Origin of the sequence: Dyadobacter sp. UC 10 (assembly GCF_008369915.1) — a bacterium.
Classification (GTDB): Bacteria; Bacteroidota; Bacteroidia; order Cytophagales; family Spirosomataceae; genus Dyadobacter.
The window spans coordinates 6140644-6156249 of sequence record NZ_VSRN01000001.1 but is presented as its reverse complement, the minus strand read 5'-3'; the positions used below and the strand labels follow the sequence as shown (position 1 = coordinate 6156249).

Annotated in this window: 11 protein-coding genes; 6 read left to right on the top strand and 5 right to left on the bottom strand. The window is 48.3% G+C overall.

What is annotated here, in order from left to right; all coding sequences use genetic code 11:
• Nucleotides 1-3: 3 nt before the first annotated feature.
• On the bottom strand, nucleotides 4-810 hold the full coding sequence (locus FXO21_RS25495; protein ID WP_149642730.1) for a metallophosphoesterase family protein: 807 nt from the start codon (nucleotides 808-810) through the stop codon (nucleotides 4-6).
• A gap of 209 nt (nucleotides 811-1019) precedes the next feature.
• Between FXO21_RS25495 and FXO21_RS25490 the strand changes: the two genes are divergently transcribed.
• Complete coding sequence (locus FXO21_RS25490; RefSeq protein ID WP_149642729.1) at nucleotides 1020-1475, top strand: hypothetical protein; 456 nt, start codon at nucleotides 1020-1022, stop codon at nucleotides 1473-1475.
• On the opposite strand, the gene FXO21_RS25485 is transcribed toward FXO21_RS25490, so the two are convergent.
• On the bottom strand, nucleotides 1476-3014 hold the full coding sequence (locus FXO21_RS25485) for a sulfatase (protein WP_149642728.1): 1539 nt from the start codon (nucleotides 3012-3014) through the stop codon (nucleotides 1476-1478).
• Nucleotides 3015-3169: 155 nt separating this feature from the next.
• Here FXO21_RS25485 and FXO21_RS25480 point away from each other — a divergent pair, with 155 nt between their 5' ends.
• Genes FXO21_RS25480 through FXO21_RS25465 form a run of 4 tightly spaced genes read left to right on the top strand, consistent with a single transcriptional unit; the run spans nucleotide 3170 to nucleotide 9350 of the window.
• Nucleotides 3170-3784 carry a TetR/AcrR family transcriptional regulator gene (locus tag FXO21_RS25480; protein WP_149642727.1) on the top strand — a complete coding sequence of 205 codons (615 nt, stop codon included), beginning with the start codon at nucleotides 3170-3172 and terminating at the stop codon, nucleotides 3782-3784.
• A gap of 50 nt (nucleotides 3785-3834) precedes the next feature.
• Nucleotides 3835-5196, top strand: a complete 1362-nt coding sequence (locus tag FXO21_RS25475) for a TolC family protein (RefSeq protein ID WP_225865866.1) — start codon at nucleotides 3835-3837, stop codon at nucleotides 5194-5196.
• A 12-nt stretch (nucleotides 5197-5208) separates the two neighbouring features.
• Complete coding sequence (locus FXO21_RS25470; protein WP_149642726.1) at nucleotides 5209-6249, top strand: efflux RND transporter periplasmic adaptor subunit; 1041 nt, start codon at nucleotides 5209-5211, stop codon at nucleotides 6247-6249.
• A 17-nt stretch (nucleotides 6250-6266) separates the two neighbouring features.
• On the top strand, nucleotides 6267-9350 hold the full coding sequence (locus FXO21_RS25465) for an efflux RND transporter permease subunit (RefSeq protein WP_149642725.1): 3084 nt from the start codon (nucleotides 6267-6269) through the stop codon (nucleotides 9348-9350).
• A 58-nt stretch (nucleotides 9351-9408) separates the two neighbouring features.
• Here the strand turns inward: FXO21_RS25465 and FXO21_RS25460 are convergent, their stop codons facing one another.
• The 3 genes from FXO21_RS25460 to FXO21_RS25450 form a co-directional block, all read right to left on the bottom strand.
• Entirely contained in the window at nucleotides 9409-9756 is a 348-nt protein-coding gene (locus FXO21_RS25460; protein ID WP_149642724.1) for a hypothetical protein, read from the bottom strand.
• A 128-nt stretch (nucleotides 9757-9884) separates the two neighbouring features.
• Nucleotides 9885-10655 (bottom strand): LytR/AlgR family response regulator transcription factor, encoded by a 771-nt coding sequence (locus FXO21_RS25455; RefSeq protein ID WP_149642723.1) that lies wholly within the window; start codon nucleotides 10653-10655, stop codon nucleotides 9885-9887.
• Nucleotides 10630-11832 carry a sensor histidine kinase gene (locus tag FXO21_RS25450; protein ID WP_225865865.1) on the bottom strand — a complete coding sequence of 401 codons (1203 nt, stop codon included), beginning with the start codon at nucleotides 11830-11832 and terminating at the stop codon, nucleotides 10630-10632. The genes FXO21_RS25455 and FXO21_RS25450 overlap by 26 nt, the downstream gene beginning before the upstream one ends.
• 632 nt (nucleotides 11833-12464) lie before the next feature.
• On the opposite strand from FXO21_RS25450, the gene FXO21_RS25445 reads away from it, so the two are divergent.
• Nucleotides 12465-15599, top strand: a complete 3135-nt coding sequence (locus FXO21_RS25445) for a SusC/RagA family TonB-linked outer membrane protein (protein WP_225865864.1) — start codon at nucleotides 12465-12467, stop codon at nucleotides 15597-15599.
• Nucleotides 15600-15606: the final 7 nt, after the last annotated feature.

Sequence of the window (15606 nt, the reverse complement as noted above, 5' to 3'; positions counted from 1 at the left end):
TATTTAAAATTCAACACGTTCAATTTCCTGTCCGCCTTTCCATACTTTGATTTTCAGATAACCACGTGCTCCCATACTTGTGGTGATGACATAGCGTACACCATCCTCATAATAGTCACCATCGCTGAATGAATGCTGGTGACCGTACAAGCTCAGGTGTACATTAGGGTTTTCGGCGAGCAGCCTTGCGTATTCATTTTCAAGGTTTTTATCAAAATCATGGTCATAGGGCGGGATGTGCGCCACCACGATCATATCCTTGTTGCCGGGGTTATCAGCCAGCTCAGCCCGCAGCCACGCCACATCCGGTACCGATCCGTCGAATGCGTATTCCCTCGAATTGGTATTGATGAATATGAACTTGTGATCGCCGTATTCGAAGGAATAGTTGAATTCCCCGTACATTTTTCGGTATGCATCGGGACCATTAGCAACTACGTCGTGGTTGCCTATGACGGTCATGTAAGGCACATTCAGTTTGGAGAGGATCCGGTTGACCCATTTGAACTCCTGCGAAAGGCCGAAATCAGAAATGTCGCCAGCATGAAGAACAAATGATATGTCGCGCTGCTTGTTGGCACTTTCCACAAAGTCTTCCGATTCGTCGTACCATCGCTGCGAATCGCCCATCAGGATAAACTTCAGAGTGTCCGATGCGGGTATCCTGTTAAGCCGTTCAATGTTGCGGGCATTCAGGTTGGATTCTCCGTTGAGAAGTTTTACCTGATTAGGGTTGTATAGAAAGAGACTGTCACAGGAAGAAAGAAGAAGCAGGCCCGGAATGAGCAAAAAACGTAAAAGGGGTTTCACTTTTCAAGAGTTTGATAATTGATTGATGAAGCATATAGTCAGGTATATGCTCAGATAACCGCCCACCCGGCGGGAAGATTCCCCAAAAGCGGCCTAAAATCGAATGATTAGATCATTTTGCGAAAAAGGATGACAAGAGAACGGGTCTCGGTATACGGGTATGATTTTTGCAATTATCATTTCATTACCTCATCTAAATATTAAAAGCAATGAAAATTACGAATGCAGTAGCAACCCTCGTTTTGACTATGCTGACTTTCTCCCTGTCGGCACAGGTTGTTTCAAATGACTCTATCAACACATTGAAAGAAAGGAAACAAACCCTGGAACTTAGTAAGCGATTGAACGACAATAAGCTGGAATTGGCAAAGCTTGAAAACGAGCTGCAAAATAAAACAGAAGAGGCGGCCAAAGCGGCTGAGGATGCGCAAAAATCAGCCGATGCAAACCGTGAGGCAGCCGAAAAATTGGGTAGTGACTCGCAGAATAAATCTAAGGCACGCCGGGCAAGCAAAAGTGCAGGCTCCGCCCACCGCGACGCAAAAAGAGCAAGACGAACAGCCGATCAGCTGGAAAGACTTAAGAAAGATATTGATAACCTCAGGGATGATATCAGCAAGGATGAAAAAAAACTCTCATCCCTGCAGTCAGGCACCGGCCGGTAGTTATTTCACTGTTATCTGATCCGGCCACGGGACCTGCTTTCCGGTGGCTTTAAAAGTGGGCCATTGCGCGTCCCACTTTTTTAGTTTGCGGGTAAACAGCGCGGCCAATTCTTTCACTTTTTCAGGATTGGAGCCGGCGAGGTTATTTTCTTCACCGATATCATTTTGCAGATCATAGAGCTCCAATGCCGCCTTTTCATAATTGTAGATCAATTTCCAGTTTCCTTTTCTGAAAGCACTCGCATAATTGATGTTAGGGCCATCTTCCGGTGTCCAGCGGTTGGGATGGTGCCACAGGAGCTCGCGCTGTTGGTTTTTCAATGCGGGATTTTTTAGAAGTTTCAGAAAACTCTCGCCGTCAGTTTGCTGCAGCATTTTCTGATTTTTAGCACCTGCCACTTCAAGAATAGTCGGAAAGAAGTCTTCGATAATCACGTATTGCTCGGCGACTGAACCTGGCCTCGTTACGCCAGGCCAGCGAACGAGCATAGGTTCCCGGATCCCGCCTTCATAAACCGAACCTTTCCCTGCCTTTAACGGGAGATTATGCGTCCAGGCTTTGCCGCCCCTGGGAGGAGTGCGGCTCAGCCCGCCATTGTCGGACATAAAAATTACGACCGTGTTTTTTGCGATGTCCTTGTTATCCAGGTAATTGAGCACATCTCCCAGGCTTTTGTCCATTCCTTCCACCAGCGTAGCATACTTCGCCTCGATGCTGTCCAGCCCCATTTTCAGATACTTTTCCAAATAACGCTTATCGGCATTAATCGGCGTGTGGACGGCATAGTGGGCGAGGTACAGGAAAAAGGGCTGCTTTTCCGTGACCGGTTTTTCAAGTGCTTTCAATGCTTCAATGGTAATCGCGTCGCTAAGGAAGACGTCGGTACCGTGATAGGCTTCCAGGCCGGGAACTGCGTTCCGGTTTGGTTTTCCTTTTACAGGCGAATCGTAATTTTTCTGGCCGAGATAGCTCGCCGGGTGGCCGATTGAGCTGCCTGCAATGTTAATGTCGAAACCAAGGTTTTTGGGGTCAGAGCCGGGTGTTCCTGAAGAACCGAAATGTGCTTTTCCACTGTGAATGGTATAGTAGCCGTTTTGACGCAGTACCGCAGGCAGCGGGGTTGCATGAAATGTATGGCCAACGCCAGCCTCCGGGCTTAATCCATTGATATTCCAGTCGACAGGGTTAAAAGTCGCGTCAGGGTGGTCCGTATTTTTGTTTTGTTCGGGAGACGTCCAGTGTGTCACACGGGTACGGGCCGCATTGACTCCCGTAAGCAGACTGACCCTCGTGGGCGTACAAACCGGCATTGCATAGGCATTGGTAAACTTCATACCCTCTTTTGCCAGGCGTTCCATGTTGGGGGTGTGGTAACGTTTATTGAAGTCGGTGGCTTTGTTCCAAAACGGCACGGAAGTATCCTGCCAACCCATATCATCTACCATAAACACAATGACATTTGGTTTTGCAGCAGGCTGAGAATGGCTGTGCAGGTTGGAAATGCACAAAAGGAAAATTACTGCGAACAGTTTTTTCATCGTAAAATATTAAGAGGTTCAGGAAATTGGTGCGACAAAATAAGCCGAATAAGGGCACCGTTCAAGTATAATTTTCAACCATTCGTCCTTTTTTGAAAAAATGGAGTACATTTGCTAAACACTGTTTAGTATATTCACAGCGTATTGTAGAAGTTATGGCGATCAAGGAACGGAAAGAGCGGGAGAAGCAGGACATGAGGAACCTGATCATTGAATCAGCTACTCAGCTATTTTTGAAGCATGGTTACGATAAGACGTCGATCCGTAACATTGCTGAGGATATTGAGTACAGTCCGGCTACCATCTACCTGTATTTCAAGGATAAAGACGAGATTTTCTACGTCATTCATGAAAATGCGTTCGATATTCTGGACAAGCTTTTCCGCAAGCACGATTCGATAGCCAATCCTGTTGAACGCCTGGGGGCATTGGGCAGGACTTATATCAAATTTGCTTTCGAAAATCCCGACTACTACGATCTGATGTTTATCATGCGAGCGCCATTATCGCAGATCAAGCATGAGGAAAAGTGGAGTGCAGGCGAATGCGCATTCGGCTACCTGCTCGAAACATTGACCCAGTGCCTGGACCAAAAGCTGATCAGGCCCGCTGATAAATACATCACTGCTATCTCGGTGTGGTCCTTCGTTCATGGACTTGTCTCCCTTTATATCAGGGAAAGAATGTGTATCCTGGAAATGCCCGACGACATGGTGCGCGGGATCGTTAATGCCTCATTTGAAAATTTTTTAGAAAGCCTGAAAACGTAAAAAAATTTACCCCTTAATGAACACCGTTTAGTAAATAAACATCACTTATTATGAATGCAATGTTTAGGTTGCCCCTGCGGCGACTGTTACAATACGCTATTGTCTTTATTTTCCTGCCAGGCAGGGCGCAGACGCAGGATGCAGTGCTGGAAAACTATATCAACCAGGGCCTGAAAAACAACCAGGGCATCAGGCAGCAGGGCTTCTTGCTGGAAAGAAATTTGTATGCATTGAAAGAGGCCAAAAGCTTCTTTCTGCCCGAGGTTAATTTCAATACTTCTTATCTCGATTCCCGGGGCGGGCGGAAAATCAGTATACCGATCGGTGATTTGCTCAATCCGGTTTACAGTTCGCTGAACCAGCTGACGAACTCTTCGGTGTTCCCGCAGGTCGAAAATGTGAGCCAGACTTTTAATCCCAACAATTATTATGATGCCAAGCTGCGTACCTCGCTTCCCGTCTACAATGCTGAGATCATTTACAATTCACGGATCCGCAAAGAACAGATCCACTTACAGCAGGCTGAGCTGGATGTGTACAAAAGGGAGCTCGTAAAGGACATCAAGCTGGGTTATTATGCGTGTTTGCAGGCTAAGGAAGCCGTTACGATCCTTGAAAATGCGGTGACGCTGGCCCGGGAAAATCTTCGCTTTAATCAGGCGCTCGTGCGAAACGACAAGGCGATCAGGACGGTAGTGAGTCGCTCGGAAAATGAGCTGATCGGGCTGGAAGCCAGGCTGGAAGATGCCAGGAACCAATCGCTGAGCGCAGTAGCCTACTTTAATTTTTTACTTAATAGCCCGCTGGATAATCCGGTAGAGTTGCCTTCTGTTCAACAGGCTGATGTTCCGGCAGGTATTACCGGGGAGGGGAGGCGGGAGGAGCTTGTCAAGCTGGAATCGCTTTCGAGGATCAACGCATTGTCGGAGCAGCTCGCGAAAGCGGCGGCGCTGCCGAAACTGTCTACATTCATCGATCTCGGATCGCAGGGGGATTTTGTGAAGTTCAATAATGATACCCGTTACTACCTGTTCGGCGTCACGCTCGACTGGCGCGTGTTTGGCGGCAACCGCACCCAGCATAGGGCCAAACAAGCGGCGCTGGAAGGTAAGGCGACCAGCCAGCAGATCGACCAGGTCGAGCAACAGCTCGCATTGCAGGTGGAGACGGCCGAAAACAGGCTGAGATCCGCTGCCCGGCTTTTCGAAGCGTCAAAAAGCCAGACTGCATTATCCCTGCAATATTATAACGACCAGCAGAAACTCTACCGGGAAGGCCAGCTGCTTTACATCGAGCTGCTGGACGCGCAAAACCGCCTGATCGGGGACCAGCTTCAGCAGAGTATTGCCTATCTCACTATACAAACCCGATCCGCCGAATTGGAAAGGGCCAAAGCCAGCTTTGTATTTTAAAATAATAACAACATGAAAACAACTATTCAAATTAATCTGATACTGTTGCTCGGCGCAGGATTGCTTCTGGCGGGCTGCAAAGAGGAAAAGAAGCCTGTGGAGACCGATACAACGATTCCAGTGAAAGTGATCAGCTCCGCTTCGCTCAATCAGGCGCAGGCTGTGGAAACCTCCGGGCTGCTGGGCTCGGAAAACGAGGCCAGGCTCTCGTTCAAGGTGGGTGGTATCATAGACAATGTTTTGGTCAAAGAAGGGGACAGGGTTCGGAAGGGACAGGTCCTGGCCACGCTTAACACCACGGAAATGAATGCACAGGCAGCCCAGGCAGAAGAGAATTTCCTGAAAGCAAAACGCGATGCGCAGCGTGTGGGTAACCTTTTCAGGGATAGTGTGAGTACGAAGGAGCAGCTCGAAAACAGCCAGACTACCATGCTGCTGGCAGAAAAACAGCTGGATATTGTCAGATACAATCTTTCTCAGACCCGGATCATTTCCACGACCGACGGGGTAGTAATCCGGAAGCTGCAGAATGCGGGCGAGCAAGTCCAGGGTGGCGCGCCTGTGCTTTTTGTGAGCAGTACCAGCAGTAAGGATTGGGTGGTGAAATGCGGGCTCACCGATAAAGACTGGGCGAAGTTGAAAGGAGGCGAAAAGGCAGAAATTACCTTCGATGCCTACCCGCAAACTTTTACAGGAAAAGTAAGTTCACTCGCACAAGGCAGCGAAGCCGGCTCTGGCTTGTATCAGGTTGAAATCCAGATCAACAAGCAGGATGCGAAGCTGGCCAGCGGGCTTTTCGCGAAAGTGAGCATTTATCCGAAGGAAAAAACAAAAATGATATCTGTTCCGATGGATGCGCTGATCGAAGGAGAAAATGACAGTGCATTCGTATTCGTCGCGGAGGCAAATAAAGCTTTGAGAAAACAGGTGAAAATTGCCTACCTGACCGGCGATAAGGCATTTATATTGTCGGGCATCGATGCAGGTGCGCGGGTGATCCGGGAAGGTTCGGCTTATCTGACAGACGGTTCGGTGATCAGGATTGTACAGTAAACGCAACAGATGAAATCATGAAATTACCCGAATTTGCCGTTAAAAATTACCAGTTTACGCTGGTCGTCTTCCTGGCTGTCATGGCATTGGGCATTTACTCGCTCTTCACAATGCCGCGCAGCGAAGATCCCGACATTCACCCGCCGCAGTTTACGGTGGTTGTGATTTACCCTGGTGCCAGCCCGAAGGATATGGAGCAGCTGGTCGTCGATCCGATGGAAAAAAAGATCAACGAGCTGGACGATATGAAGCATGTGATCACGGATATCAAGGACGGGCTGGCTGTTATGCAGGTCCAGTACAAATACAGTTCTGATCCGGACGATAAGTACCAGGAAGTGGTACGAGAAATCAACAGTCTGCGCTCGCAGCTGCCTGCCGATATTGCCGACATCCGCGTTAACAAACAGATCCCCTCCGACGTAAGCATTTACCAATATGCATTGATCAGCGAAAATGCGACATATTCGCAGTTGAAAAAGCACTCGAAGGAATTCAAGGAGCAGCTGGAAAAAATCAAAAGCCTTAAAAAGGTAGAATATTCGGGCGTTCCTGAAAGACAGGTGAATGTAGACCTGAACCTCCAAAAGATCGCCGCGCAGCAGCTTACCCAAAACCAGGTGATCGCCGCATTGCAGAGTGAAAATGTGAATGTGCCGGGCGGGAGTATCAGTATGTCTAACAAAAAGCTCAATATTAAAACGAGCGGAAATTACCGCACGCTGGACGAAATCGCCAATACGGTTGTGTCGGCAGCCAATGGCAAGATCGTTTACGTAAAAGATGTGGCCGATGTAAAACTGGGCTACGAAGACGAAACACATCTTACCCGCCTGAACGGTTACCGTTGCAGCTTTGTGAATGTAAGTCAGAAAGAAGGGGAAAATATCATCGCAGTACAGGACCAGGTTACACCGGTTGTCGAGCAATTTAAGGCTTCCTTACCGGCAAATATCGACCTGGTGAAAGTCTTCGACCAGGCAAAAAGTGTCGATACCCGGCTATCCCATTTCGCACGCGACTTCGGCATTGCGATCCTCCTGGTACTGCTTACCTTGCTGCCACTCGGTACGCGGGCGTCGGTGGTGGTGATGATTTCCATTCCGTTGTCACTCGCTATCGGGCTGACCCTCATGAACTTATTTGGGTACAATATCAACCAGCTAAGCATTGTCGGCATGATCGTCGCACTGGGCATTCTGGTTGACGACAGCATTGTTGTGGTTGAAAATATAGAGCGGTACCTGCGGATGGGCTATACCCGGGTAGAGGCGGCGGTCAAAGCTTCCTCACAGATCGGCCTGGCGGTTGTGGGTTGTACGATCCTGCTGATTTTTGCATTCCTGCCACTGGTTTTCCTGCCCGAAGGAGCGGGCGATTTTATCCGCAGCCTGCCGCTTTCCGTGATCACGACGGTATTTGCCTCCATGCTCGTTTCGCTCACGATCGTACCTTTTTTATCCAGTGTCATTTTAAAACCCCATATGAACGAAGAAGGCAACTTTTTACTTCGCGGGATGAAAAAGGTAATCCACACTACCTATGGAAGCCTGCTTGACAAGGCTTTGAGACGGCCGGTTGTTACGCTGGTTTTAGCGGGGCTGATTTTTGCAGGTTCTCTCGCACTGGTTCCGCTGATCGGCAACAGCTTGTTCCCGAAATCTGAAAAACCAATGTTTCTGGTGGATATTGAACTACCGCAGGGTACAAACCTGAAAAAAACAGACCAGGTGGCGAAGTATGTGGAAAGTATTTTAAAGCAGGAGCCACTGGTCACTTCGTTTGCGACGAATGTCGGTAAAGGCAATCCCCGGATTTATTACAATGTGATCCAGCGCAATGAAAGTGAGAATTTTGCTGAGATTTTCGTCCAGGTAGAGGGTTTGAAAACCGAGGAGAAAGTGGAAGTGATCGAGCGGCTGAGAAAGAAGCTGGAAGGTTATCCCGGCGCTGAAATCAAAGTGAAGGACTTTGAGCAGGGGCCGCTCATCGAAGCGCCGCTGGCTTACCGGGTTTATGGAGAAAACCTGGATGCGCTTCGAAAAACTGCATTTCGCGTGGCCGATCTGCTTGCCAAAACGGATGGTACGATTTATGTCAATAATCCCTTACTCGTGCAGCCTACCGATTTGCGGGTCAATATCGACAAACAAAAAGCAGGTACGCTGGGCATTTCATCCGCTGAAATTGACCGTACGGTACGGCTGGGGGCAGCCGGACTGAATGTCGCTACTTATCGCGAGGATGTTGGAAAAGCGGATAATTACAATGTGAATGTGTCGGTACCGCGCAATGCTGCGGTGCAGGATTACAGCGTTTTTGATAAATTGTATGTGACTTCCGCAACCGGTGCAAGCATTCCGCTGAAAAACGTCGCTACGATAGAGCTGGAAAGTTCTCCCAATCAGATCCGGCATTACGATAAGGACCGCTACGTAACCGTGTCGGCTTTTGTAAAGCCCGGCTACAATGTGCAGCGTCTCGATGAGGAGATCACGCAGAAGCTCCATGCTTTCAAGTTTGAAAACGGGCAGACTTTTACGGTAGCAGGCGAAAAGGAAAGTCAGGAAGAAAGTTTCGGAGGCCTGGGACTGATCATCCTCGTCACCATTTTCGGTTTCCTGGGTGTGTTGATTTTGGAATTTAAAACCTTTAAAAGCATCCTGATCGTACTTTCGGTGATCCCGCTGGGTATAGTCGGCGGCCTGGCGATGTTGTTCCTGACCGGCGAGACGCTTTCTTTTACAGCCACCATCGGTTTTATAGCCCTGGTAGGTATTGAAGTGAAAAATTCACTGCTGGTCGTCGACTTCACCAACCAGCTTCGGGAGCAGGGAAAGGGTATCGAAGAAGCGATTATCGAGGCTGGTGAAATACGTTTTGTGCCGATATTGCTCACATCGCTGACCGCGATCGGTGGCTTGCTTCCGCTGGTAATCGAGTATAGCGCGCTGTATTCGCCGCTTGCGCTGGTATTGATCGGCGGACTGATCAGTTCCACGCTGTTGTCACGGTTGGTTACCCCGGTAATGTACAAGCTGCTCCCGCCGGAAGTGAAGATCAAGTTGGTAGAGGAGGAAATCCCCGAATTAGAATACTGAAATGCTTATTAATCATCGCGCCGCTACAACTAGCGGCGCGATGATTATTTTATAGGTATCATAGCGAGACCGTGGAGTTGTTCAATGCATTTCTTTCAACAATTTTTTCCACCATTTCGCCGATTTGGATCGGGATCAGGCTGGGGCATTCAACAGGAGGGCCGGGTTTGCTGACGAGCTTTTTACTCATGGCGTCATAGCACCAGCGCGGCACTGCTGCGGTGTCGGTCGCGCTGCCGGAGGCGACCGGATATCCCGGGCAACTGAGCGACCTGGACAGAAAGAAAGCACCGAAGAGCAGCAGGGCTGTCGAGCCGAGAAAAATGCTTCTCCCGTAAAGGTTAGTATTGTAGCGTCGCCAGCGTGCCGACGCACGTTTGGAAGTAGTAGAATTTTTGAAGAGCATGGCTAAGATTTTACGGAACTGAATTAAAATCTAATGTGCTCTAAAAATCATTGCCTGCGAAGGAGCACTATTTATTCTGAGGGTTATATTATCTGAAATGACAAAAGAGCTGACCGGCGCGCAGGCACTCATCCGATTTTGCTGAGAAATGCTTTGATATTATCACGGTACCCACGTGTCCATTTAACCTTGTCTCCGGTAGACAAATGGATGATATACTCCCCGTTAAAATAGGTTTCCAGCTCGGATATATAATTCATATTCACAATATTGGAGCGACCGACCCTGATCATTACGTCGGGATCCAGGCGCGCTTCCAGGCTGCTCAGGCTTTCGTAGATCGTGTAGGTTTTCAGATTGGTAAACACTGAAATGTAATTGCCATCGGCGGAGAAATGGCTGATATCTTCCGTTTTGACCAGATACATTTTACCTGCTTCCTTTACCAGGATCCGTTGCAAATAATTGCCCGGTTTATCCTTTTGTTCGCGGAGCAGGCTATTCACCAGTTCTTCGATCTTCGGCTGCGCTCGCTGGCTCAACCGTTCTTTGGCCCGCCCCAGCGATTGATGAAACCGGATTTCGTCGAAAGGTTTGAGCAGGTAATCGATCGCGTTCACTTCGAAAGCACGGAGTGCATACTGGTCGTAAGCGGTAGTGAACACGACGAAAGGCTGGTGATGCGGCCATATTTCCTTCAATACGCCAAATCCATCCAGCTCAGGCATTTGAATATCAATAAAAATAAGGTCCGGCCGGTGTTGCAAAATTTTCACTACCGCCTCGCTGCCGTTCGAAGCTTCTCCGATTACCTCGATCGAAAGGTCATCATGCAGGAAAGTGCGGATTACTTCACGCGCCAGCACTTCGTCGTCAATGATCAGACACGTATGTTTCATTGGTTGTCGTCATATTGGTTTTGGCATCCCCTTCAAAGCAAAGTGTAACAAGCGTACCGCCGCCAGGCGCTCGTTCAAACGTGAGTCCGGCTTCTTCACCATAAGCCTGTTTCAATCGGGAAGTCGTGTTTTTGAGTCCGAGCCCCATTCCTTCGGTCGATTTTTTTGTTCCGCTGCCATTGTCAAATACCCTGATTTCCAGTCCTCTTGCGCTCACACAGCTGGTAATACGGATCAAAGCATTGGTTGTCAGATCGGAAATGCCGTGGGTAATGGAATTTTCGACCAGCGGCTGTAAAATGAGCTGCGGTACCGGATAGAGTTCGGAAGCCGGGTCAATTTCGTATTCCACCTGTAACCTGTCCTGAAACCTGATCTGCTGTATACCCAGATACTGCCGGGTCAGTTTAAGCTCTTCCTGCAGCGGAATGAAATCTGCCTTTTGGTTGATCAGTACTGCGCGCAAAAGGTCGCTCAAAGTAGTGATCATCACGATCGCCTTGCGGATATCGTTTTTGATCATCAGGCTCACCACCGCATGGAGGGTATTGAACAAAAAATGCGGGTTAAGCTGCATTTTGAGTGATTGCAGCTGAGCCGTCGCCAGTTGGCTTCGTAGTTGCTCGTTACTCAGTTCAGCCTCAAAATGCTGTTGTTTCAGTGCCTGGTAGCGGTAGATATAGGAAACGGTATTGAAACCAACTACCAGCAGCAGGTACTGCGCAAAGCTTCCGGTGAATGCGAAATAGAAGGAAAACAGGTAGCTTTCAACTGGAATTGACGTGCCGACCAGGCTGAACATCAGTGGGTTAGTGATGTAGTAATGAACCAGGTTTACAAAAATATTCAGGAATGTAACGATCAGCAGATGGATGAGCGTGGCCTTGAAAAGCGAACCTGGCGTGCCTTTGAATACAAGCGGGAATTTCAGTGAAGCCCAGAGTACAAGCGGCGTGGTCGACCACCAGAAAAGACCGTCGAGCAGCCAGATGAACATTTCATGTGGCCTGAACGAGTATCCTTCGCGCATGGGCCAGAGCATGGCAAGCTGCCACAAGGTGATTATCGCAAAAAGCCCCCAGTAATAGAAGGAGTATTGCCAGAGATCTTTCTCGGACAGCGGCAGCCGGGACTGATCGAGCAGTCGCCGGAGGAAATTTTTCGGTTTATCGGGCACTTTGTTTCAATAGAGGATGCGTATCACAAATTTACATTCAGGAAAGCATTGATTGCAGGGATTTTACGTAAAGCGTGGCCTTTGTTATCTGAAATGCATTCGCGGCCGCCAGCAAACAAAGCCCGGTTAAGCGATAGTATGTTTATTTTTTGAAATAATATAAAAATTTTTTTGCGAAAACTTTTTTGTTTAATCGATTAAATTTACATTTGAACACTTTCTTTTTCTTAAAAGGGATTTTATTGTAAATATTAAAGAGAATTTCTGATTTAATATTGAAGCGCCGCCTCCGGCCATACCAAATACCGAAACGTTCTATCATCATTTATCAAATAACCTGACTATTTAAATTCGATTATCAGTCGTATTAAATATTTAAAACTTGCTTAATCGTTTAAATATAGATCGGTAACAGTTTAGGATTTCTTCCGGATTGATTTAACTCTGGTGCCTCTCATCCGCATACGGTTTGATCGTTTGCGTGAAAGGAAAATCATTTGCGTATATAGTATATAGTTCGCTTCGTAATGAAGTCGTGTTGTCATTTTTTTGCCTATTCCTAATTCTTACAACCTGCATTCGCAGGCAAGCTTTGTTGTTCGATAGTTCACGTTATAAAACTGCTCACCAAGATGGGAAAATGTTTTACGCTTGCTATGCTGCTGTCGTTCCTCATTTCAGGTATTACCAGCGCTCAGAATAGCAGAATTACAGGAACAGTGACCGGCCAGGAAAAAGAGCCCCTGCCGGGTGTCAACATTCTGATCAGCGGTTCTTCACAGGGTACCGTTACCGATTCGGAAGGGAAATTTGTTTTGGAAGCGCCTGCTAATGCTACCCTGGTTTTCTCCTTTATAGGGTATGTCAGCCAGACGGTCAGTGCAGGTTCACGTTCAGTTATCGATGTGCAGCTTGCGCAGGAAGAGAAAAACCTGACAGAAGTAGTTGTCACCGCCCTGGGTATCAAACGTGAAGCCAAAACCCTGGGTTATGCCACCGCTACGGTGAATGCAGATCAGATCTCGACAAACCGTACGCCCAACGTAGTCAGTTCGTTACAGGGGAAAATGGCAGGGGTGAACATCTCTTCTCTGTCAAGCGGGCCGGGGGGGACGGCCAAGATCCGTATCCGCGGACAGTCGTCATTCAGCGGGCAAAACAATCCGCTGATCGTCGTGAATGGTGTGCCGATTGATAATTCCAACTTCGCAGGCGGCGGTGATTTCGGCAACCGGGCGATGAATGCGTCGGACGGCGGCGACGGGCTTTCGAGTATCAATCCGGACGATATTGAATCCATGACCGTACTAAAAGGAGCCACAGCCGCCGCACTGTACGGATCGCGTGCAAAAGACGGTGTGGTGATGATCACGACCAAATCGAGGGGAACAGGGCAGGGGATAGGGCTTGATTATAATATCAATTTTACAACGGATACGCCACTCGACTTCACCGATTTTCAGTATGAATACGGCCAGGGGGAAGGCGGTAAACGTCCCACCACGAATAATCCGACATCGGGTGTATGGAGCTTTGGTGAGAAGTTTGAGCCGGGTATGACGCAGACTTTATTCGATGGTGAAATCTGGCCTTATGAGCCGGTGCGTAACCGCGTAAAGCAGTTTTACCGCGTGGGGACCAATATGACCAATACAGTTACCGTCTCTAATAATGGCCCGAATGGTGGTTTCAGTCTGTCGCTGGCCAACCAGACGAACAAGGGGATCGTTGAAAATAACAAGTTTGATAAGAAAGTAGTGAACCTTGGATTTACACAAAATATCTCGAAAAGGCTGACTGCATTTGGTAATATCAACTATTCCAAAGAAAAGAATATCAATCCGCCGCAGATCGATACACAGGATTTTGCGATGTCGACGGTGATTTTCACGCTGGCCAATTCAATGCCTTTTGATGCTTTGCGGCAGAATCAGACTGATGCGAATGGGAACGAATTCGTTTTTTCGAGGTTCCTCGTTAGAAATAATCCATACTATTCGATGAACTACCACTTCGAAGAGATCAAGCGCGACCGGCTTTTCGGCAATGTGGCATTGAAATACCAGTTCACCGACTGGCTTTACCTGCAGGGCAGGATCGCCCAGGATTTTTATGTCCGTAATCAGGAGTACAACATCCCTAACGGTTACGCCCCGATTCCAAAAGCGCCTACCGGCTATGTTAACGGCTCATTTACACAGGATGTAAGGCGTAATACCGAGCGTAACTTTGATTTTATCCTTGGAGGTAACCATTCTTTTGGAAACATTGGCGTCGATGTAACATTGGGCGGTAACCAGCGGTATGCGAGAATGGACTATAATAGTGTAACTGTGCAGGATTTCATTCAGCCGGGACTTTACACGGTCATGAACGGGCGTGTGAAAAACCCGCTTTACAGTCTTTCCGAGAAGAAAATTAATTCACTTTACGGAGCGGCCACCATTTCCTGGAAGGAATTTATTTACCTGAATGTGACTGCCCGCAACGACTGGTTTTCAACGCTCGCACCCCAAAACCGCAGTATTTTGTATCCTTCTGTCACAGGTAGTTTCATATTCTCCCAGGCATTTCCGAATCTGCCGGCATGGATCACTTTCGGGAAGCTGAGGGCGGCGTATGCACAGGTAGGGTCCGACAATGTGAACCCGTATTCCAATGCACTCTACTACTCGGTTGACAACAATTCATTCCCCAACCCGACAGGCCAGCTGGTGCCGGTAGGCGGGATCAATGCTTCGACGGTACCTAACAAAAACCTGCGGCCGCTTCGGATCCAGGAGGCCGAGGGAGGTTTGGAAATGAAATTGTTCAACAATCAGGTCGGCTTTGATTTTACTTATTACCATAAAACAACTGACGATCAGATCCTTGCAGCACAGATTTCCGACGCATCTTCTTACACGGCACAATTGATCAATGTTGGCAGAAGTATGAACAAAGGTGTTGAGCTGCTGCTGACAGGCTCGCCGGTTAAAACCAAAGATTTCAGCTGGGATATCAGCGTGAATGTTTCGTACAATACTTCGAAAGTGCTTAAACTCGGACTGGCCGAGAAAGATACCGTGATCACTGTGGGCGGAGGCGGTGGCCGGACACTGAACATGGTCGTCGGAAAGCCGCTTGGCCAGCTGTATACGTTCATGTACCTGCGGGATGAACAGGGCAGACAGGTCTTTGATAAAAACAGCGGAATGCCACTCAGAAACAATACGTTAAGGAATGTGGGCGGCGCGCTGCCCAGGTATTTCGGTGGTATTACGAACAGCTTTACGTACAAAGGGATTTTCCTGTCTACGTTGATCGACTTCAAGCTCGGGCACAAAATGATAGCAGGACGGAACATCAATTACCTGCGTCACGGCTTGTCGAAACGCACCTTACCCGGTCGTGCGGAAGGCTTTGTGATCGGAAATGGCGTGAACCCCGACGGGGAAGTCAATCAAACGAAAGCCGCCGTGCAGCCTTTTTATGAATCGGTCAATCCGCTGGCTGTGAACGAGGATTTTGTGTCAAATGCAGGTTTCTGGAAGTTGCGCCAGATCACGCTGAGCTACGATATCAGCAAGCTGCTGCCCGAAAAATCCTTTGTGAAGGGACTTAGGCTGAGTGCGATCGCCAACAATGTTTTGGTATTGAAAAAATGGACGGAAAACATGGACCCGGAAGAAGTGCTCAACTCTTCGGATAATGCGACAGGTCTCGACTTCTGGCCCGGGCTGCCTCCGACCAGGAGTATCGGTTTCAATCTGAATGTGAAGTTTTAGGTTTCAT

Coding starts and splice junctions, on each gene's coding strand:
- FXO21_RS25445 (WP_225865864.1), top strand. CDS start 12,465: ATGGGAAAATGTTTTACGCTTGCTATGCTGCTGTCGTTCCTCATTTCA.
- FXO21_RS25480 (WP_149642727.1), top strand. CDS start 3,170: ATGGCGATCAAGGAACGGAAAGAGCGGGAGAAGCAGGACATGAGGAAC.
- FXO21_RS25475 (WP_225865866.1), top strand. CDS start 3,835: ATGAATGCAATGTTTAGGTTGCCCCTGCGGCGACTGTTACAATACGCT.
- FXO21_RS25490 (WP_149642729.1), top strand. CDS start 1,020: ATGAAAATTACGAATGCAGTAGCAACCCTCGTTTTGACTATGCTGACT.
- FXO21_RS25465 (WP_149642725.1), top strand. CDS start 6,267: ATGAAATTACCCGAATTTGCCGTTAAAAATTACCAGTTTACGCTGGTC.
- FXO21_RS25485 (WP_149642728.1), bottom strand. CDS start 3,014: ATGAAAAAACTGTTCGCAGTAATTTTCCTTTTGTGCATTTCCAACCTG.
- FXO21_RS25455 (WP_149642723.1), bottom strand. CDS start 10,655: ATGAAACATACGTGTCTGATCATTGACGACGAAGTGCTGGCGCGTGAA.
- FXO21_RS25460 (WP_149642724.1), bottom strand. CDS start 9,756: ATGCTCTTCAAAAATTCTACTACTTCCAAACGTGCGTCGGCACGCTGG.
- FXO21_RS25470 (WP_149642726.1), top strand. CDS start 5,209: ATGAAAACAACTATTCAAATTAATCTGATACTGTTGCTCGGCGCAGGA.